The sequence below is a fragment of the Tistlia sp. genome (assembly GCF_040905785.1).
GTDB lineage: Bacteria > Pseudomonadota > Alphaproteobacteria > Kiloniellales > DSM-21159 > Tistlia.
This window is the reverse complement of sequence record NZ_JBBDQW010000008.1, coordinates 1-18,305: the sequence shown is the minus strand read 5'-3', so window position 1 is coordinate 18,305 and position 18,305 is coordinate 1. Positions and strand designations below refer to the sequence as shown.

Sequence of the window (18,305 nt, the reverse complement as noted above, 5' to 3'; positions counted from 1 at the left end):
CTCAGGCGCCGTAGAGCCAGGGCTGCTGGGCTTTCTGCCCGCCCTCGAAGCCCTCGATGGCGGCGTCCTTCTGCAGGGTCAGGGCGACGTCGTCGAGGCCGTTCAGCAGGCAGTGCTTGCGCCAGGGGTCGATCTCGAAGCCGAGCGTGCCGCCGTCGGGCCCCTGGATCGTCTGGGCCTCGAGGTCGACCGTCAGCGTCGCGTTGGCGCCGCGCGAGGCGTCGTCGAGCAGCTTGGCGATGTCCTCGGGCGGCACCTGGATCAGCAGGATGCCGTTCTTGGAGGCGTTGGAGGAGAAGATGTCCGAGAAGGACTCGCCGATGACGCAGCGGATGCCGGCGTCGAGCAGCGCCCAGGCGGCGTGCTCGCGCGACGAGCCGCAGCCGAAGTTCTCGCCGACGACCAGGATCTTGGCGTCCTTGTAGGACGGCTGGTCGAGCACGAAGGCGCCGCCCTTGCCGTCGCCGTCCTTGCGCAGGTCGGAGAACAGGCCGGCCCCGAGGCCCGTGCGCTTGATGGTCTTGAGGTAGCGCGCCGGGATGATCTTGTCGGTGTCGACGTTGTCGACCGGCAGCGGCGCCGCGACCGCGGTCAGGGTGGTGAACTTTTCCATTGCTTGCTGCCTTTCCGCTCAGCCGAGGAAGGCGCGGACGTCGGCCAGCTTGCCGGTGAAGGCCGCCGCCGCCGCCATGCCGGGGCTCATCAGGTGGGTCCGCCCGCCGGGGCCCTGGCGGCCCTCGAAGTTGCGGTTCGAGGTCGAGGCGCAGCGCTCGCCGGGCTTCAGCTTGTCGGCGTTCATCGCCAGGCACATCGAGCAGCCGGGCTCGCGCCAGTCGAAGCCGGCCTCGACCAGGATCCGGTCCAGGCCCTCGGCCTCGGCCTGCTCCTTGACCAGGCCGGAGCCCGGCACGACCATCGCGTAGACGCCCTCGGCGACCTTGCGGCCCTTGGCGGTCGCCGCCTGGGCGATGGCCGCGACGGCGCGCAGGTCCTCGATCCGGCCGTTGGTGCAGGAGCCGATGAAGACCTTGTCGACGGCGACGTCCTGCAGGCGCGTGCCGGGCGTCAGGCCCATGTACTTCAGCGAGCGCTCCACGCCCTGGCGCGCGCCCTCGTCGGCGATCGCCGCGGGGTCGGGCACGACGCCCGAGATCGGCAGCACGTCCTCGGGCGAGGTGCCCCAGGTCACCTGCGGCTCGATCTCGGCGACCGACAGCGTGACCTCCTTGTCGTAGGCGGCGCCCGCGTCGGAGGGCAGCGTCCGCCAGAAGGCCTCGGCCTGCTCCCAGGCGCCGGCCTTGGGCGCCAGCGGCCGGCCCCTCAGGTAGTCGAAGGTGGTCTGGTCGGGCGCGATCAGGCCGGCCCGCGCGCCGCCCTCGATCGACATGTTGCAGACCGTCATGCGGCCTTCCATCGAAAGCGCCCGGATCGCCGGGCCGGCGTACTCGATGACGTGGCCGGTGCCGCCGGCGGTGCCGATCCGGCCGATGATCGCCAGCACCAGGTCCTTCGCGGTGATGCCGGGCGGCAGGTCGCCGTCGACGGCGATTCGCATGTTCTTGGCCGGCCGCTGGATCAGCGTCTGGGTCGCCAGCACGTGCTCGACCTCGCTGGTGCCGATGCCGAAGGCGAGCGCCCCGAAGGCGCCGTGGGTCGAGGTGTGGCTGTCGCCGCAGACGATGGTCATGCCGGGCTGGGTCAGGCCCTGCTCGGGCCCGATGATGTGGACGATGCCCTGGCGGACGTCGTTCATCTCGATCAGCGGCACGCCGAACTCGGCGCAGTTCGAGGACAGCGTCTCGACCTGGATCCGGCTCTCCTCGTCCTCGATGCCCTTGGAGCGGTCCGAGGTCGGCACGTTGTGGTCGGGCACCGCCAGCGTCGCCTGCGGGCGGCGCACCTTGCGGCCGCTCAGGCGCAGCCCCTCGAAGGCCTGGGGGCTGGTGACCTCGTGGACCAGGTGGCGGTCGATGTAGAGCAGGCAGGTGCCGTCCTCCTGTCGCTCGACCAGATGATTGTCCCAGATCTTCTCGAACAGCGTGCGCGGCTGTGCCATGGCGGGCGGATCTTCCTCTTCCGGATGCAAGGTCTCCCGGCAGCCTTCTGACGCGGCCTTCCCCGGGGCGCGGCGAGCATAGCGCCGAAGGCGGCGGGGTCAAAGAGTCGGCGCCGGGCGCATGGCGCCCATGCGGCGAGGGGGAGCCGGGTCGAGGTCGCCAGCTCTTTTCCGGCGCGGCGAAGCGGCCTAAAGCAGGGGCCATGGCAATTGCTTCGGACCAGAAGCCGGCCCCGCCGGTCGTGCGCTTCCGCGAGGCGGCCGAGGCCGACCTCGAGACGATCGTCTCGCTGCTCGCCGACGACGCCCTGGGCACGACGCGCGAGCGCCCCGGGAGGCCGCTTGCCGACTGCTACCGCGAGGCCTTCGAGCGGATGCGGGCGGCCGGCGGCCACAAGCTGCTGGTCGCCGAGACGCCGGCGGGCGAGATCGTCGGCTGCCTGCAGCTGATGCTGCTGCCGGGCCTGGCGCGCCAGGGCCTGGTTCGCGCGCAGATCGAGGCGGTGCGCATCGCCAGGCCGCTGCGCGGGCGCGGCCTCGGCGCGCTACTCATCCAGGAGGCGATCGCCCGCGCCCACGCCGCCGGCTGCGGCCTGGTGCAGCTGACCAGCGACGCCAGCCGCGGCGAGGCGCACCGCTTCTACGGGCGGCTCGGCTTCTCGGCCAGCCACGTCGGCTTCAAGCTGCTGCTCGATTGAAGAAGCCGCCGCGGCAGGACCGCGACGGCTTCCGAACTCGATGAGCGGGCGGGCCGGCGAAGGCCCGGCGGCTCAGCCGTTGGCTTCGGCGTTGGCCTTGGCTTCGGCGTTGGCTGCGGCGGCCTTGGCCTTGGCCTCCTCCTTGACCGCGGTCGCGGCCTCGCGCTCGGCCTGGATGATCTTCGCCTTGGCGCCGGTCGTCTGCTCGGCGATGCGGGCCGCCTTGCCGGTGAGTCCGCGCAGGTAATAGAGCTTGGCGCGCCGGACGTCGCCGCGGCGCACGACGTCGATCGAGTCAATGCGCGGGCTGTACAGCGGGAAGACGCGCTCGACGCCCTCGCCGTAGGAGATCTTGCGCACCGTGAAGTTCGAGTTGATGCCGCGGTTCTTGCGCGCGATGCAGACGCCTTCGAAGGCCTGGACACGCTCCCGGGTGCCTTCGACCACCTTCACGTTGACGCGCAGGGTGTCGCCCGGGGAGAACTGCGGCACCGCCCGCTGGGCGGTCAGCGCATCGATCTGCTCCTGCTCGAGCTGCTGGATCACGTTCATGGCCTTCGGTCCCTAATCTTTCGTGTCACGGCCGCCCGCGGCGGCCTGCTGAAAACGGCGCCAGAGATCCGGACGCCGCTCCCTCGTCAGTTCCTCGGCACGCTCCCGGCGCCACTGCCGAACCCGTGCGTGGTGGCCGGAAACCAGGGCTTCCGGCACGGCGCGCCCCTGCCATTCGGCGGGGCGCGTGTACTGCGGGTACTCCAGGAGGCCCCGCTCGAAACTCTCCTCCGCCGGGCTCTCGGCGTTGCCCATGACGCCCGGCAGCAGCCTGACCGCGGCCTCGAGGAGGACCTGCGCCGCGACCTCGCCGCCCGAGAGGACGTAGTCGCCGATGCTGACCTCCGCAACGCCGCGTGCCTCGAGCACCCGCTCGTCGACGCCCTCGAAGCGGCCGCACAGCAGCCGCACGCCCGGTCCCGCCGCCAGCTCGCGGACCAGCTCCTGGTCCAGGAGCCTGCCCCGTGGGCTGAGGTAGATCAGCGGCCCCGGCCGCTCCGCGACGCTCGCCAGCGCCGCATCCACCACGTCGGGCCGCATCACCATGCCGGCGCCGCCACCGAAGGGGGCGTCGTCGACGGAGCGGTGGCGGTCCAGGGCGAAGTCCCGGATGTCCGCGACCTCGAGGCGCCAGATCCCGCGCTCCAGGGCCCGGCCGGCGAGGCTCAGTCCCAGGGTGCCCGGAAAGGCCTCCGGAAAGAGCGTCAGGACCGAGGCGGTCCAGGGCGTCCCCTGCTCGAGGGGCTGGGTCCCGGGCTCGCTCATGGTTCGCAGCCGTTCCTCCGGAAGGCGCGCTTTATGGCGGCTTCCCGCTGCTTTGTCCAGCCTTTCCGGCGTCCTACGGCTCCAGGGTTCCGACTCATTGCTCCGGCTCCCCTGGCGGCTCCCTGCCCGGCCCTTCCGCAGGGTCCTGGGGCGGCTCCCCGGGCGGCGGCTCGACGACGAGCCGGCCGCCGGCGATGTCCACCGTCGGCACCACCGCCTCGACGAACGGCAGGTCGAAGACCGGCCCCGCCTCGGGCGTCACCTCCAGGATCGGCCCGGCGCCGTGGTCGACGACCTGGCTGACCCGCCCGAGCCGCTCGCCCGCGGCGGTCTCGACCGCCAGCCCGACCAGGTCCGCGACGTAGAACTCGCCGGGATCCTCGGGCTCCGGCAGCCGGCCGCGCTCGAGGTAGAGGCGGGTGCCGCGCAGCGCCTCGGCGGCATCGCGGTCCTCGACACCCTCGATGGCCGCCAGCAGCAGGTCCTTGACCCGCCCCTTGAGGGTCAGCCGGAACCAGCGCGCGCCCGCCTCGTCGCTGAGCGGGCCGTAGCCGGCGACGGCTTCCGGCACCTCGGTGAAGGTCTTCAGCCTGACCAGGCCGCGGACCCCGTGGGCCCCGACGATGGCCGCCAGACAGAGACGCTTGGGCGCCATGGGATCCGCCGCTCCGCGCCGGGGCCGCGAGCCCGCAGGCTCACGCCTTGGGCTCGCCCTCCTCGGCGGCAGGCTCGGCGGCAGCCTCCGGGGCAGCCTCGGCAGCAGGCTCGGCGGCAGCCTCCGGAGCGGGCTCGGGCGCGGGCTCGGGAGCCGGCGCGGCGGCCTCGGCGGCGGCCTTGGCGGCGTCCTCGCGCTCCTTCAGGCGCTCCTGGGCCTTGGCCTTGGGCGCGCTCTTCTTCGGCTGCTCCTTGTAGGTCGGCTTGGCGATGATCTCGGCCTGGCCGAGGAAGCGCGCCACGCGGTCCGTCGGCTGGGCGCCGACCGACAGCCAGTGCCGGATCCGCTCCTCGCGCAGCACGATGCGGTCCGGGTGGTCCTGCGGCACCATCGGGTTGTAGCTGCCGAGCCGCTCGATGAAGCGGCCGTCGCGCGGGCTGCGCGCGTCGGCGACGACGATCTGGTAGAAGGGGCGCTTCTTGGCACCGCCGCGCGCCAGGCGGATCTTGATGGACATCTTCTTTTCGCTCCTCGTGGGAAAACGCTGTTGATCGGTGGGGTCCGGTGATCGGTAGGGTCCGGTGATCGGGGGGTCCGGCCTCAGCCTTCGATGCAGAAGGCGTGAAGCTTGTTGCCGTCGGGGTCGCGCAGGTAGGCGCCGAAATAGCCCTCGCGGTAGGGCCGCGGGCCGGGGCCGCCCTCGTCGCAGCCGCCGTGGGCGAGGCCGGCGGCGTGGAAGGCCTCGACCTCGGCCGGGCTGCCGGCGCGCCACATCGCCTCGAAGCCGTTGGCCCAGGTCGCCGGCCGGCCGTCGAAGGTGCGGTGGGCGTAGACCCAGGGCAGGCGGCTGCCGGCGGCGCCGTAGCCGTAGGAGAGATCTGCCTCGTCGACGACACGGGCGAGGCCGAGCGCGGCCATCACCGGATCGTAGAAGGCGCGGGCCCGCTCCAGGTCGTTGCAGCCCAGGGTGACGTGGGAGAAGGGCTCGGCCTCGGCGAGCGCGGGGTCCTGGCCCAGGTAGTGCACCGCCTGCAGCTTGTTGCCGACGGGGTCGCGCAGGTAGGCGCCGTAGTAGTCGTCGCCGTAGTGCGGCCGCAGGCCGGGCGCGCCCTCGTCGCTGCCGCCGGCGGCGAGACCGGCAGCGTGGAAGCCGTCGACCGCCTCGGGCGAGGCGGCCAGGAAGGCGACGTGGGTGCCGTTGCCCCAGGTCGCCGGCAGGCCGTCGAAGGGCCTGAGCAGCGAGAGCACGGCCTCGCCGCCGGCGCGCCCGTAGCCGGCCTCGGCCTCGCGCGCGACCAGCGGCGCCAGCCCGAGCAGCGCGAGCGCGGCGTCGTAGAAGGCACGGGCGCGGGCGAAGTCGTTCGCGCCCAGGGTGACGCCGGCGAAGCCGCTCATCGCCGCCTCCCGAAGCCCGGCGGCAGGCCGCCACCCGCGCCGCCACCCATGCCGCCACCCATGCCGCCACCGGGCCCGCCGAGGCCGGGCAGGCCGGCCCGCGCCATGCCCTTCTTGCCGAGCTTCTGGACGCGCTTCATCATCTTGGAGGCGTCGGCGAACTGCTTGAGCAGCTTGTTGACCTCCTGCACCGAGGTGCCGGAGCCCTTGGCGATGCGCTGGCGGCGCGAGGCCTTGATGACCTCCGGATGGACGCGTTCCTTCTCGGTCATCGACGAGATGATGGCGAGCTGGCGCTTGACCATCTTGTCGTCGATCTTCGCGTTCTTCATCTGCTGCTGCATCTGCTGGTTGCCGGGCAGCAGGTTCATCAGCTGGGCGAGGCCGCCCATCTTGGTCAGCTGCCGGAGCTGCTGCGCCATGTCGTTGAGGTCGAAGCGGCCCTTCTCCAGCTTGCGGGCCATCTTCTCGGCCTCGTCGGCCTCCATCGACTCGGCGGCCTTCTCGACCAGCGAGACGATGTCGCCCATGCCGAGGATGCGCGAGGCGACGCGGTCCGGGTGGAAGGCCTCGAGCTGGTCGAGCTTCTCGCCGACGCCGAGCAGCTTGATCGGCCGGCCGGTGACCGCGCGCATCGAGAGCGCGGCACCGCCGCGCGCGTCGCCGTCGACGCGGGTCAGCACGATGCCGGTGACGCCGAGCCGCTCGTTGAAGGCCTGGGCCACGTTGACCGCGTCCTGGCCGGTCATGGCGTCGGCGACGAGCAGGGTCTCGCGCGGCTTGACCGCGTCGCGCACCGCCGCGACCTCGGCCATCAGCGCCTCGTCGATGGCGAGGCGGCCGGCGGTGTCGAGCAGCACGACGTCGTAGCCTTCGAGCGCGCCGGTGGTCATGGCGCGGCGGGCGATGGCGACCGGCGGCTCGCCGGGCACGATCGGCAGGGTCGCGACCCCGGCCTGCTGCCCGAGCACGGCGAGCTGCTGCTGGGCCGCCGGCCGGCGCACGTCGAGCGAGGCCATCAGGACCTTCTTGCGCCCGCGGTCCTTGAGCCGGATCGCGATCTTGCCGCAGCTCGTCGTCTTGCCCGAGCCCTGCAGGCCGACCAGCATGACCGCCACCGGCGGCGTCGCCTCCAGGTCGAGCTCGGTCTCGGCGTCCTTGCCGCCGAGCATCTCAACCAGGTGGTCGTTGACGACCTTGACGACCATCTGGCCCGGGGTGACCGACCGCAGGACCTCCTGGCCGATCGCCTTCTCGCGGACCTGGTCGATGAAGTCCTTGACCACCGGCAGCGCGACATCGGCCTCGAGCAGCGCGATGCGCACCTCGCGCAGCGCCGCCTGGACGTCGGCCTCGCTGAGCGCGCCGCGGCGAGTCAGCTTGCCGAAGACGTCGGACAGGCGGCTCTGCAGGCTTTCGAACACGGGCGGCACTTCCTTCGTTCGTCGGCGGCCGTTCGTCGGTGGCAACCGGCCCCGGCGCCGGATGCAGCCGAGGCGACAACGCAAAACGCGCCAGTGCGCGACACTCGCGGACTGGCGGGGCTCCTCGGAACCGCAGGACGGGCCTGACGGTGGAGCGCGGAAAATAGGCAGGCGCCCCGGCAGGGTCAACCGGAATCCGCCCGCCCGCCGGCCGCCCAAGGGGGCGCTGGCCCTCGCGTCGGCGCTTTGCGCGTTGCCGGGCGCTTCGGCAGCGGGTAAGCCGGGCGCCATGCCGCCCTCCGTGCCGCCCTCTGTGCCGACGAGCTGGTCCGAGTTGCTGCCGCTGACCCTGCCGCTGGCCGGGGCGCTGGCGCTGGTCTTCCTGCTGTCGCTGGGCGGCACCGGCCTGCTGGTCCGCCTGCTCGGCGACCGCGGCCTGCTCGACCGGCCCAACGAGCGCTCCAGCCACACCGCCCCGACGCCGCGCGGCGGCGGGCTCTCGGTCGTCGGCGCGCTGCTGGTCGGCTGGCCGCTGCTGGTCTGGCAGGCGACCGCCGCCGGCCTCGAGGCGGCGCTGGTGCCGGCCTTCCTCGCGGTCTACGCCGGCGCGCTGGCGCTGGCGGCGGTGTCCTTCGTCGACGACGTGGCGACGCTCGGCGCCGGGCCGCGCCTCGCCGTGCAGGTCCTCGCCGTCGCGGCGGCGCTGGCATTCCTGTCCGAAGCCGGCTTCGGCCTGGTGTTCCAGGGCCTGCTGCCGCCCTGGCTCGACCGCCTGCTCGCCGCCGTGGCCTGGCTGTGGTTCGTCAACCTCTACAACTTCATGGACGGCATCGATGGCATCACCGGAGTCGAGAGCGCCAGCCTCGGGATCGGCCTGGCGCTGGTCTTCGCCCTCGGCGGCGCGCTGCTGCCGGCCGGCCTGGCGCTGCTGGTCGCGGCGGCCGCGCTCGGCTTCCTGGTTTGGAACTGGCAGCCGGCGCGGATCTTCATGGGCGACGTCGGCTCGGTCCCGATCGGCTTCCTGCTCGGCTGGCTGCTGCTGCTCGCCGCCGCCGAGGGGCAGTGGGCGGCGGCCCTGATCCTGCCGGGCTACTACTGGGCCGACGCGACCCTGACCCTCCTGCGCCGGGCGCTGCGCGGCGAGCGGGTGTGGCGCGCCCACCGCGAGCATTTCTATCAGCGCGCGGTGCAGCGCGGGCTCGACCACGCCCAGGTCGCGCGCCGCGTCGCCCTGGCCGGCGCCGGCCTGGTCGTCCTGGCCCTGCTCGCCGGTCCGCTCGGCGCCCCGGCCGTGCTGGCGGGCGCGGTCCTGCTGGTCGGCCTGCTGCTGCGGGTGCTCGCGCGCGGCGCCGGGGCTGGAGGCGGGGCGGGTCAGGGCGCTTGAAGGGGGGCGCGGCGCCTGCTAAGGCCTCGGACGATCGGCGGGGAAGGCGGGACGACGCGCCGGGACGCTGGTCCTGGCCGCCTCGACCGGCCCGCCGCCCTCGGTTGCCTGGCCGGTTGCGCTGACCCGATCGACTGATGGAGCGCCCGAGTTCGATGGACCGCCCGACTCCAAGGGACCGCCCTCGCCTGACGGATCGCCTGACGCAGCGGGTCCGCGCGGCGGTGAGCGACGGCCTGCAGGGCGTTCGCGTCAAGGCTGCAGTCGCCTTCCTGCACGACCTGACGATGGCGGTGCTGGCCTTCATCCTGGCGCTCTACCTGCGCGAGGGCGCCCAGGGCCTGGTCCGCCTGGAGCGGGACCTGCTGCTCTCGCTCGGGGTCTACACCCTGTGCTGCGCCGGCGTCTTCCTGCTCGGCGGCCTGTACCGCGGGATCTGGCGCTACGCCTCGCTGAACGACCTGGTCGCCATCGTCCGGGCGGTCAGCATCGCGCTGGCGCTGTTCCTGCTGATCAGCTTCATGATGACCCGCCTGGAGGCCTACCCGCGCTCGGCCCTGGCGACCAACTGGTTCGTGCTCTGCACCCTGCTGGCGGGCCCGCGCCTCTTCTACCAGCTGCTCAAGTACCGTTCGACCGAGCACCTGATGGAGCGCGACGCGCACCTGCGCGTGCCGGTCCTGCTGGTCGGCGCCGGCGACGAGGCCGACGAGTTCATCCGCAATGCCGCGCGCGACCGCCACGCGCCCTACGAGGTCGTCGGCCTCGTCGACCTCAAGGGCAAGCGGGTCGGCCGCTCGATCCGCAACGTGCCGGTGCTCGGCCGCCTCGACGAGCTGGAGCGGGTCGTCGAGGCCGCCGTCCGGCGCAGCGGCCGGCGCCCGCAGCGGCTGGTGCTGACCCGCACCCTGGGCCGCGAGGCGCTGACCCGCCTGCTCGCCTTCGCCGACGCCAACGGCATGACCCTGGCGCGCGTCCCGCGCCTGTCCGACCTGACCGGCGGCGCGAGCGCGACCCTGCGCCCGGTCGCGCTCGAGGACCTGCTGCGCCGGCCGCAGGCGGTGCTCGACCCCGAGCCGCCGCGGCGCCTGGTCGAGGGTCGCCGGGTCCTGATCACCGGCGCGGGCGGCTCGATCGGCAGCGAGCTGGTGCGCCAGGTCGCGGCGCTGGCGCCGGCCCGCCTGGTCCTGCTCGAGGCCTCGGAGTTCAATCTCTACGCCATCGACCGCGAGCTCGCCGAGCGGCACCCGGCGCTGCCGCGCGGCGCCCGCATCGCCGACGTCCGCGACCCCGGAGCGATCGAGGCGGCCTTCGCCGAGGAGGCGCCGGAGCTGGTGCTGCACGCCGCGGCGCTGAAGCACGTGCCCCTGGTCGAGGAGAACCCCGAGGAGGGCGTGCTGACCAACACGCTCGGCACCCGGGTCGTCGCCGACGCCTGCCGGCGCCACCGGGTCGGCACCATGGTGCTGGTCTCGACGGACAAGGCGATCAACCCCTCCAGCGTCATGGGCGCCTCCAAGCGGCTCGCCGAATCCTATTGCCAGGCCCTCGACTTGGCCGGACGCGCGGAGACCGGGGACAAGGCGGCGGCGGGCGGCGGCACGCACTTCGTCACCGTGCGCTTCGGCAACGTGCTCGGCTCGACCGGCTCGGTCGTCCCGCTGTTCCACCGCCAGCTCGCCGCCGGCGGTCCGCTGACCGTGACCCACCCGGACATGACCCGCTACTTCATGACGATCGGCGAGGCGGTCCGCCTGATCCTGCAGGCCGCGGCGCTCGGCACGGAATCCGCGGCGGACGCCGCCGGCCGCATCTTCGTGCTCGACATGGGCAAGCCGATCCGCATCGTCGAGCTGGCCGAGCAGATGATCCGCCTTGCGGGCAAGAAGCCCTACGAGGAGGTCGGGATCGTCTTTACCGGCCTGCGCCCCGGCGAGAAGCTCTTCGAGGAGCTGTTCCACGACGCCGAGCCGCCCCTGCCGACCGGGCAGCCCGGGCTGCTGCTGGCGGCACCCCGCATCGCCGATCCGGCGCTGTTGGCGCGCGCCCTCGACGAGCTGGCCGAGGCCGCCCAGGCCCGCGACCGCGCCGCCCTGCTGGCCCTGCTGGCGCGCCTGGTACCCGAAGCCAGCCTGAACGGCGGCCCGCTCCTCGCACCGGCCGCTGCCGGCGCGCCGGCCATCGCCCGCTAACCCCTCCCTTCCCTCCGCGCGCGCTGGGCGCGCAAGACAGCCAGACCAAGGAGCCCCCTGAGCATGACCCTGCCGCGGATCGAGCGCGCCCTGCTGTCGGTTTCGGACAAGACCGGCCTCCTCGAACTGGCACGGCGGCTGGCCGGGCAGGGCATCGAGCTGCTGTCGACCGGCGGCTCGGCGCGGGTCCTGCGCGAGGCAGGCCTTGCCGTCACGGAGGTCGCGGACCACACCGGCTTTCCTGAGATCCTCGACGGCCGGGTCAAGACGCTGCAGCCGAAGATTCACGGCGGCCTGCTCGGCCGGCCCGACCTCGCCGCGCACCGCGCCCAGATGGCGGAGCACGGCATCGCGCCGATCGGCCTGCTGGTCGTCAACCTCTACCCCTTCCGCGAGACCGTCGCCGGCGGCGCCGACTTCGAGACCTGCATCGAGAACATCGACATCGGCGGGCCGGCGCTGATCCGCGCGGCCGCGAAGAACCACGCCCACGTCACGGTGCTGACCGACCCGGACGACTACGCGGCGGCGGCCAGCGCCCTCGAGGCCGAGGGCAACACGAGCCTCGAGACCCGGCGCCGCCTCGCCGCCAAGGCCTATGCCCATACCGCCGCCTACGACGCGGCGATCGCCGGCTGGTTCGCGGGCCAGCTGGGCGAGGACTTCCCGCTCGAGATCAGCCTGGCCGGCCGGCGCGGCGAGCCGCTGCGCTACGGCGAGAACCCGCACCAGGCGGCCGCCTTCTACCGCACCGCCGAGAGCCGCCCGGGCGTCGCCACTGCGCGCCAGCTGCAGGGCAAGCAGCTCAGCTACAACAACCTCAACGACACCGACGCCGCCTTCGAGGCGGTCGCCGAGTTCGAGCGGCCGGCGGTGGTCATCGTCAAGCACGCCAACCCCTGCGGCGTCGCCGAGGCCGAAACCCTGGAGACCGCCTACGGCCGCGCCCTGGCCTGCGACCCGGTCAGCGCCTTCGGCGGCATCGTCGCGCTCAACCGGCCGCTCGACGCGGCGACCGCGGCGCGGATCGCCGAGCTGTTCGCCGAGGTCGTCATCGCCCCCGCGATCGAGGAGGCGGCGGCGGCGCTGCTCGCCGCCCGCAAGAACCTGCGGGTGCTGGCGACCGGCGCCTTGCCCGACCCGGCGGCGCCGGGCTGGGCCTTCAAGTCCCTGGCCGGCGGCTTCTTGCTGCAGGGCCGTGACAATGGCCGGGTCGCACGCGACCGCCTGGAGGTCGTCACCGCCCGCGCGCCGAGCGAGGCCGAGCTCAACGACCTGCTGTTCGCCTTCCGGGTCGCCAAGCACGTCAAGTCGAACGCCATCGTCTACGCCCGGGAAGGTGCGACGCTCGGCATCGGCGCCGGCCAGATGAGCCGCGTCGATTCCTCGCGCATCGCCGCGCGCAAGGCCGAGGAGGCGCTGGGCGCGCAGGCCACCCTTGGCGCGGTCGTCGCCTCCGACGCCTTCTTCCCCTTCGCCGACGGCCTGCTCGCCGCCGCCGAGGCCGGCGTCACGGCGGTGATCCAGCCAGGCGGCTCGGTGCGCGACGCCGAGGTCATCGCCGCCGCCGACGACAAGGACCTGGCGATGGTCTTCACCGGCATGCGCCACTTCCGGCATTGAGGGCCGGCCCTGTCCAAGGTCCAGGCGGCGAAGTAGGGAATTCGGTCCACTGGAGGCCTTCGCGCCTCGCCCTTCGCGGTTCGACAGGCTCACCGTGAAGCGCGATCTGGGGCCTGGGAGGGCCGCGCCGGTGCTTCATGGTGAGCCTGTCGAACCATGCAAGCGTGCAGGCGCGGGCGGCAGCGCCTACCGCCGCTCCCAGGCCTTGGCCAGCTCGCCGATCTCGGCGGCGATGTGGTCGACGAAGGCGCGGACCTTGGGCGACAGGTGCCGGCCCGCCGGCCAGACCGCGTAGATCGCGCTGTCGGGCACGTGGTACTGCGGCAGCACCTCGATCAGCCGGCCCTCGGTGAGGTCCTGGCCGACCAGCCAGAGCGGCAGCAGGACGATGCCGAGGCCGCCGAGCGCCGCCATGCGCAGGACCTGGGCGTTGTTGGTCTCGAGGTCGCCGCTGACCGTCACCACCTCGGGGCCGTGCGGGCCGTCGAAGTGCCATTCGCGGCGCTGCTGGCGGTAGGTGTAGACGAGGCAGTTGTGCCGCTTCAGGGCACCGGTGGAGTCCGGGGTGCCGCGGCGCTCCAGGTAGGCCGGCGCCGCGCAGACGACGCGGCGGTTGGCTGCCAGGCGCCGGGCGATCAGGCTGGAATCGGCAAGCTCGCCGATGCGGATCGCGACGTCGATACCTTCCTCGACCAGGTCGACGAAGCGGTCGTTGACCGAGAGGTCGACCGAGACCTCGGCGTTCTGCGCCATGAATCCGGGCAGCAGCGGCGCCAAGTGATCGATCCCGAAGGCGACCGGCGCGTTGACCCGGAGCTGTCCGCGCGGCGCGCCGTGCAGATGGCTGACCGCGCGCTCGGCCTCGGCGATGTCGCCGACGATGCGCTCGGCGCGCTCGTGGAAGGCGGCGCCGATCTCGGTCAGGGAGAGCTGGCGCGTCGTGCGGTTGAGCAGGCGCGCGCCCAGGCGGTCCTCCAGCCGGCCGATCTGCTTGGAGACGGCCGAGGGCGACAGGCCCAGTCCGCGCGCGGCCTCCGAGAAGGACTTGGCCTGCACGACCCGGACGAAGACCTCCATTTCGCTGACGTTGTCCATCGACCGCCCGCCACCCCCGCCTATGCCACATTGGAAACAATGACGGCGTCGTTGGCCGCATTATCCTCACCTGCTCCCGGAATTAGCTATGGCATCGGGCGCGGTATCGCAAGGGGCGACGGCGGCATTTTCCCACCCGCCCGGGCGGCTCGCGGACCGGCGTTCGGGCGAGGGCGGCTCAGACCAGCGGCGGCGCCCCGTCGGGGTCCGGCGGCGGCTCCTTCAGGGGCAGCAGCAGGACGAAGCCGACGACGAAGAGCACCAGGATCGCCGTCATGCCCCAGCGCTGCGAGCCGGTGAGGACGGTGATGCCGCCGACGGCGGCCGGGCCCATGAAGGCGGTGACCTTGCCTGACAGGGCGTAGAGCCCGAACATCTCGGTGCGGACCTTGGCCGGCGCGAGGCGCGCCATCAGCGTCCGGCTCGCCGACTGCGCCGGCCCGATGAAGATGCCGATCGCGCTGCCCAGGATGTAGAACCAGAGCTTGGTCTCGATCAGCAGGATCGCCCCGCCGAGCAGCGTCAGTGCCCCGACGGCGATCAAGATCGTGCGCTTCGGGCCGATCCAGTCGTCGACCCAGGCGAAGGCGAAGGCGCCGAGCCCTGAGGTCACGTTGAGCAGGATGCCGAAGACCAGTATCTCGGTGAAGTCCATGCCGAAGCTGCCGGCGGCGTAGATCCCGCCGAAGGCGAACAGAGTGTTGAGACCGTCGGTGTAGAACATGCGCGCGATCAGGTAGCGCAGGACCACGCCCTGCTTGGGCAGCTTGGCCAGCGAGTGGCGCAGGGCCGAGAGCCCCTGGACGATCGCCCGCCCGACCGGCATGCCGCTGCCCGTCCGGTCGGGCGTGAAGAGGAACATCGGCAGGGCGAAGGCGAGGAACCAGAGGGCGACGAAGGGACCGGCGATGCGCACGTGCTCGGAGTTCGCCTTGTCGAGACCGAGCAGCGGCTCCGCCGGCTGGACGAAGAGCACCAGGGTCAGCACCAGGCAGGCGAGGCCGCCGGCGTAGCCGAGCGACCAGGCCCAGCCCGAGACCCGGCCCCAGAGTCGCGCGGGCGCGACCTCGGGCAGCATGGCGTTGTAGAACACCGTGCCGATCTCGAAGGCGAGGTTGGCCAGGGCCGCGAGGACCAGGGCGAAGAGCGCCCAGGAGGGATCGGGCTCGGCGAACCACAGGCCGGCGCCGCTCGCGATGCAGAGCAGCGAGAAAACCGCGATCCAGGGCTTGCGCCGCCCACCCTGGTCGGCGACGGCGCCGAGGATCGGCGCCAGGATCGCGATGGCGATCCCCGACAGCGACATCGCCAGGCCCCACTGGCCGGTGCCGGTCTCGGGATCTGGCGCCAGGACCTGCGTGTAGTAGGCGGCGAAGACGAAGGTGACGATGACGGTCGGAAAAGCGGAGTTGGCCCAGTCGTAGAAGCACCAGGCGATGATCGCGCGCCGGTTCGCGAGCCGGCCGCCCGCCTTTGCGCCACGCGCGGGGCTCGACTCGGCTGGCCCGGGCGTCGCTTCCCCGGGGGCCGCGGCCCCGCCGTCCTGCTGCACCTGCACCGGGCGGAGTCTCCCCTGTTCGTCGGTAAGCTGCCCGGCACGCTGGCAGCTTACCGACGCGGGCTCAAGCGGATAACCGGGGACGCCGGCGCCGGGAAGGGCGGCGGGCGACCCTAAAGCTTCTCGTAGACCGAGACCAGGTTGAGCACGTCGGCGTCGGCCTCCGAGAGCGGAAAGACGACGTAGGGCCGGCTGCGGTCGAGGAGCCGCCACTGCCCGGCCTCGGCCAGCGCCTCGGCGACGCTGCGGTAGCCGTCGGCGTGGCTGCCGTCGGCGCGCCAGGTGACGACGACCCGGCCGCCGCGGGCGGTGATCCGGGCCAGCTCCTCGAAGGCCGAGGCCGGGGCGTGGCCCTGGGTGAAGACCCCGGAGGCGACGACGGCGTAGAAGCTGCCGTCCGGGAAGTCGAGGCGCTTGCCGAGCTCGGCGCGCACCGTGGCCTCGTAGCAGCCGCGCGCACCGGCGACGGCGAGCATCGCCTCGGAGAGGTCGGCGCCGGTCATCCGGTCGTAGCCGAGCGCCTGCAGCGCCAGGCCGATCAGCCCGGTGCCGCAGCCGACGTCGAGGATCGCCCCGGCGCCGGGCGGCAGGTGCCGGCCGCACAGCCCGGCCACGACCGGGGGCAGCTGGTAGCCGAGCACCAGGACGTCGCGGTCGTAGTCGCGCGCCCAGGCGGCGTAGCGGTCCATCAGCTCGTCCTGGCCGGTCGCGCCGTAGACCCCGTGCAGGCGGCCCGAGGCCTGGGCGATTTCGTCGTCACGTCTGTGCTCGGTAATCGGTCTTCTCCTTCGGTTCTTTCGTCAGGGCTTCGCTTCTCCCGGTCCGGCCGCCGTTCCCCGTCAGCCGCCGACCAGCGACTTGAGCTGGCGGTTGGCGACCGCCAGCATGGCGAGGTCGGGGCTTGCCATGGCCCGCAACTCGGCCAGCAGCTGGTCGGTTCGGGTGACCTGGACGGTGCGCTCTGCGGCCCAGAGGTCGAGCGCGAGCTCTGCGGTATCGCCTCCCGACTCGCCGGCCTTGCGCTTGCCGCGCCGCTTGGCGGTCGGCGAGGCGGCGGCCGCCACGACCACCGACTGGGCGACCTGGAACTGGTAGCCGTAGAGGTCGTCGACGATCGCCGTGACGGCCAGCCTGTCCCAGGCGCTGTCGCGCGGCAGTCGGCCGGCGAGGCGGCGCAGCCAGTCGAAGCCGAAGCGGCTGCCGATCCGGAAGTAGAGACGTCCGGCCTCGACGACCGGCAGCCCCGACTCGCGGGCGATGCGCACCACGTCGCCGGCCGAGCCCAGGTATTCTGCCGAGGCGATGCGCAGGGCCAGGGCCTCCGGCACCGCGGCCTCGGCGAAGCGCGCGACCTCGGCCTCGAGGGCGCGGCGGTCGTCGTGGTGAAGCAGCTCGCCGATGACCTGCTTCAGCTCGGCCACGCCGCTGCCGTACTGCTCGACCAGCGCGGCGATGTCGAAGCCCTGTGGCTCGTTGCGCAGCAGCCAGACGACGAAGCGCTCGGCGAGGCGGCCGCACTCGATCAGCATCGCGTACTGGACATCGGCCCCGACCTGGGCATCCAGCGCCTCGATCGCGGCGAAGAGGTCGCGCAGGCCGAAGGCCTCGCGGGTGACGAGGTAGGCGCGGCAGATCTCGTCGGCCGGCATGCCGGTCTTCTCGCCGACCTCGTGGATGAAGGCGATGCCCATGCGGTTGACCACCGCGTTGGTGACCTGGGTCGCGACGATCTCGCGGCGCAACCGGTGCGCCTCGATGTCCTCGGCGAAGCGCTCCTGCAGCGGCCGCGGGAAGTAGCGCTTGAGCTCGAGGTCCAGATAGGGGTCGCTGGGCAGGCCGGAACTCATCAACCGCTCGAACAGGTCGATCTTGGCGTAGGACAGCAGCACCGAGATCTCGGGCCGGGTCAGGCCGCGCCCGGCGTTGAAGCGCTCCGCCAGCTCCTCGTCGTCGGGCAGGTACTCCAGCGCCCGGTCCAGCTTGCCGGCGCGCTCCAGGCTCCGGGTGTAGCGGCCGAGCCGGTCGAGCAGGTGCGCGCCGAGCCGCTCGGTGACGCTGATGCTCAGGGTCTGCAGGTAGTTGTCGCGCAGCACCAGGGCCGCGACCTCCTCGGTCATCCCGGCGAGCAGCTCGTTGCGCTGCTCGCGGGTCAGCCGGCCGTCGCGCTCGGCCTTGCCGAGCAGGATCTTGATGTTGACCTCGTGGTCGGAGCAGTCGACGCCGCCGGAGTTGTCGATGGCGTCTGTATTGAGCCGGCCGCCGCGCAGGGCATACTCGATGCGGCCCTTCTGGGTCATGCCCAGGTTGGCGCCCTCGCCGATGACCTTGGCGCCCAGCTCCTCGCCGTTGACGCGCAGCGCGTCGTTGGCGCGGTCGCCGACGTCGAGGTGACTCTCCTCGCTCGACTTGACGTAGGTGCCGATGCCGCCGAACCAGAGCAGCTCGACCGGCGCCCGCAGCATCGCCCGGATCAGCTCGTTCGGGGTCACCGCGTCCTGGGTCAGGCCGAAGGCGCCGCGCATCTGCGGACTGACCTTGATCGACTTGGCCTTGCGGTCGAACACGCCGCCGCCCGCGGAGATCAGCGCGCCGTCGTAGTGGTCCCAGCCCCTGGCCTCCTCGAACAGCCGCCTGCGCTCCTCGAAGCTGCGCGCCGGATCGGGATCGGGATCGACGAAGATGTGCAGGTGGTTGAAGGCGCCGAGCAGCCGGATGTGCCGGGACAGCAGCATGCCGTTGCCGAAGACGTCGCCGCCCATGTCGCCGACGCCGATCGCCGTGAAGTCCTCGGCCTGAGTGTCCTTGCCGAGCTCACGGAAGTGGCGCTTGACCGCCTCCCACCCGCCGCGCGCGGTGATCCCCATGGCCTTGTGGTCGTAGCCGGCCGAGCCGCCCGAGGCGAAGGCGT

At 72.7% G+C, this 18,305-nt stretch carries 15 protein-coding genes and 1 pseudogene; 4 read left to right on the top strand and 12 right to left on the bottom strand.

Features of this window, described 5'->3' with window-relative positions:
• Nucleotide 1 precedes the first annotated feature (1 nt).
• Nucleotides 2–613 (bottom strand): 3-isopropylmalate dehydratase small subunit, encoded by a 612-nt coding sequence (gene leuD / locus WD341_RS02435; RefSeq protein ID WP_368423822.1) that lies wholly within the window; start codon nt 611–613, stop codon nt 2–4.
• 18 nt (nt 614–631) lie between these two features.
• Nucleotides 632–2,056 carry a 3-isopropylmalate dehydratase large subunit gene (gene leuC / locus WD341_RS02430; protein WP_368423821.1) on the bottom strand — a complete coding sequence of 475 codons (1,425 nt, stop codon included), beginning with the start codon at nt 2,054–2,056 and terminating at the stop codon, nt 632–634.
• 203 nt (nt 2,057–2,259) lie between these two features.
• On the opposite strand from leuC, the gene WD341_RS02425 reads away from it, so the two are divergent.
• On the top strand, nt 2,260–2,754 hold the full coding sequence (locus WD341_RS02425) for an N-acetyltransferase family protein (protein ID WP_368423820.1): 495 nt from the start codon (nt 2,260–2,262) through the stop codon (nt 2,752–2,754).
• Between the two features lie 72 nt (nt 2,755–2,826).
• Here the strand turns inward: WD341_RS02425 and rplS are convergent, their stop codons facing one another.
• The 6 genes and pseudogenes from rplS to ffh all read right to left on the bottom strand — a co-directional run bounded on the left by rplS (nt 2,827) and on the right by ffh (nt 7,545).
• A complete protein-coding gene (gene rplS / locus WD341_RS02420; protein ID WP_368423819.1) occupies nt 2,827–3,306 on the bottom strand; it encodes a 50S ribosomal protein L19 in 480 nt (159 codons plus the stop codon).
• A gap of 12 nt (nt 3,307–3,318) precedes the next feature.
• Complete coding sequence (gene trmD, locus WD341_RS02415; protein ID WP_368423818.1) at nt 3,319–4,071, bottom strand: tRNA (guanosine(37)-N1)-methyltransferase TrmD; 753 nt, start codon at nt 4,069–4,071, stop codon at nt 3,319–3,321.
• Nucleotides 4,072–4,165: 94 nt separating this feature from the next.
• Entirely contained in the window at nt 4,166–4,726 is a 561-nt protein-coding gene (gene rimM, locus WD341_RS02410) for a ribosome maturation factor RimM (protein ID WP_368423817.1), read from the bottom strand.
• A 157-nt stretch (nt 4,727–4,883) separates the two neighbouring features.
• Nucleotides 4,884–5,243, bottom strand: a pseudogene (gene rpsP, locus WD341_RS02405) (30S ribosomal protein S16); the annotation flags it as partial.
• 83 nt (nt 5,244–5,326) lie between these two features.
• The gene (locus tag WD341_RS02400) at nt 5,327–6,121 is read right to left on the bottom strand and encodes a VOC family protein (protein WP_368423816.1); all 795 of its coding nucleotides are present in this window, start codon (nt 6,119–6,121) and stop codon (nt 5,327–5,329) included.
• A complete protein-coding gene (gene ffh, locus WD341_RS02395) occupies nt 6,118–7,545 on the bottom strand; it encodes a signal recognition particle protein (RefSeq protein ID WP_368423815.1) in 1,428 nt (475 codons plus the stop codon). The genes WD341_RS02400 and ffh overlap by 4 nt, the downstream gene beginning before the upstream one ends.
• Nucleotides 7,546–7,834: 289 nt before the next feature.
• Here ffh and WD341_RS02390 point away from each other — a divergent pair, with 289 nt between their 5' ends.
• The 3 genes from WD341_RS02390 (at nt 7,835) to purH (ending at nt 12,744) form a co-directional block, all read left to right on the top strand.
• Nucleotides 7,835–8,929 (top strand): glycosyltransferase family 4 protein, encoded by a 1,095-nt coding sequence (locus WD341_RS02390; RefSeq protein ID WP_368423814.1) that lies wholly within the window; start codon nt 7,835–7,837, stop codon nt 8,927–8,929.
• Between the two features lie 224 nt (nt 8,930–9,153).
• Nucleotides 9,154–11,121 carry a polysaccharide biosynthesis protein gene (locus tag WD341_RS02385; RefSeq protein ID WP_368423813.1) on the top strand — a complete coding sequence of 656 codons (1,968 nt, stop codon included), beginning with the start codon at nt 9,154–9,156 and terminating at the stop codon, nt 11,119–11,121.
• A gap of 63 nt (nt 11,122–11,184) precedes the next feature.
• Nucleotides 11,185–12,744, top strand: coding sequence for a bifunctional phosphoribosylaminoimidazolecarboxamide formyltransferase/IMP cyclohydrolase (gene purH, locus WD341_RS02380; RefSeq protein WP_368423812.1), 1,560 nt, complete (start codon nt 11,185–11,187; stop codon nt 12,742–12,744).
• Nucleotides 12,745–12,930: 186 nt separating this feature from the next.
• Here the strand turns inward: purH and WD341_RS02375 are convergent, their stop codons facing one another.
• The 4 genes from WD341_RS02375 to WD341_RS02360 form a co-directional block, all read right to left on the bottom strand.
• The gene (locus WD341_RS02375) at nt 12,931–13,839 is read right to left on the bottom strand and encodes a LysR family transcriptional regulator (protein ID WP_368423811.1); all 909 of its coding nucleotides are present in this window, start codon (nt 13,837–13,839) and stop codon (nt 12,931–12,933) included.
• A 178-nt stretch (nt 13,840–14,017) separates the two neighbouring features.
• Entirely contained in the window at nt 14,018–15,397 is a 1,380-nt protein-coding gene (locus WD341_RS02370) for an MFS transporter (RefSeq protein WP_368423810.1), read from the bottom strand.
• 113 nt (nt 15,398–15,510) lie between these two features.
• Entirely contained in the window at nt 15,511–16,086 is a 576-nt protein-coding gene (locus WD341_RS02365) for a class I SAM-dependent methyltransferase (RefSeq protein ID WP_368423809.1), read from the bottom strand.
• Nucleotides 16,087–16,236: 150 nt separating this feature from the next.
• Nucleotides 16,237–18,305 (bottom strand): NAD-glutamate dehydrogenase domain-containing protein (locus WD341_RS02360; protein ID WP_368423808.1); only part of this gene is annotated, 2,069 nt, incomplete at its 5' end.

Bases quoted from the DNA above. Each gene is read 5' to 3' on its own strand.
- leuD (WP_368423822.1), bottom strand. From the start codon at position 613: ATGGAAAAGTTCACCACCCTGACCGCGGTCGCGGCGCCGCTGCCGGTC.
- leuC (WP_368423821.1), bottom strand. From the start codon at position 2,056: ATGGCACAGCCGCGCACGCTGTTCGAGAAGATCTGGGACAATCATCTG.
- WD341_RS02425 (WP_368423820.1), top strand. From the start codon at position 2,260: ATGGCAATTGCTTCGGACCAGAAGCCGGCCCCGCCGGTCGTGCGCTTC.
- rplS (WP_368423819.1), bottom strand. From the start codon at position 3,306: ATGAACGTGATCCAGCAGCTCGAGCAGGAGCAGATCGATGCGCTGACC.
- trmD (WP_368423818.1), bottom strand. From the start codon at position 4,071: ATGAGCGAGCCCGGGACCCAGCCCCTCGAGCAGGGGACGCCCTGGACC.
- rimM (WP_368423817.1), bottom strand. From the start codon at position 4,726: ATGGCGCCCAAGCGTCTCTGTCTGGCGGCCATCGTCGGGGCCCACGGG.
- WD341_RS02400 (WP_368423816.1), bottom strand. From the start codon at position 6,121: ATGAGCGGCTTCGCCGGCGTCACCCTGGGCGCGAACGACTTCGCCCGC.
- WD341_RS02390 (WP_368423814.1), top strand. From the start codon at position 7,835: ATGCCGCCCTCCGTGCCGCCCTCTGTGCCGACGAGCTGGTCCGAGTTG.
- purH (WP_368423812.1), top strand. From the start codon at position 11,185: ATGACCCTGCCGCGGATCGAGCGCGCCCTGCTGTCGGTTTCGGACAAG.
- WD341_RS02375 (WP_368423811.1), bottom strand. From the start codon at position 13,839: ATGGACAACGTCAGCGAAATGGAGGTCTTCGTCCGGGTCGTGCAGGCC.
- WD341_RS02365 (WP_368423809.1), bottom strand. From the start codon at position 16,086: ATGGACCGCTACGCCGCCTGGGCGCGCGACTACGACCGCGACGTCCTG.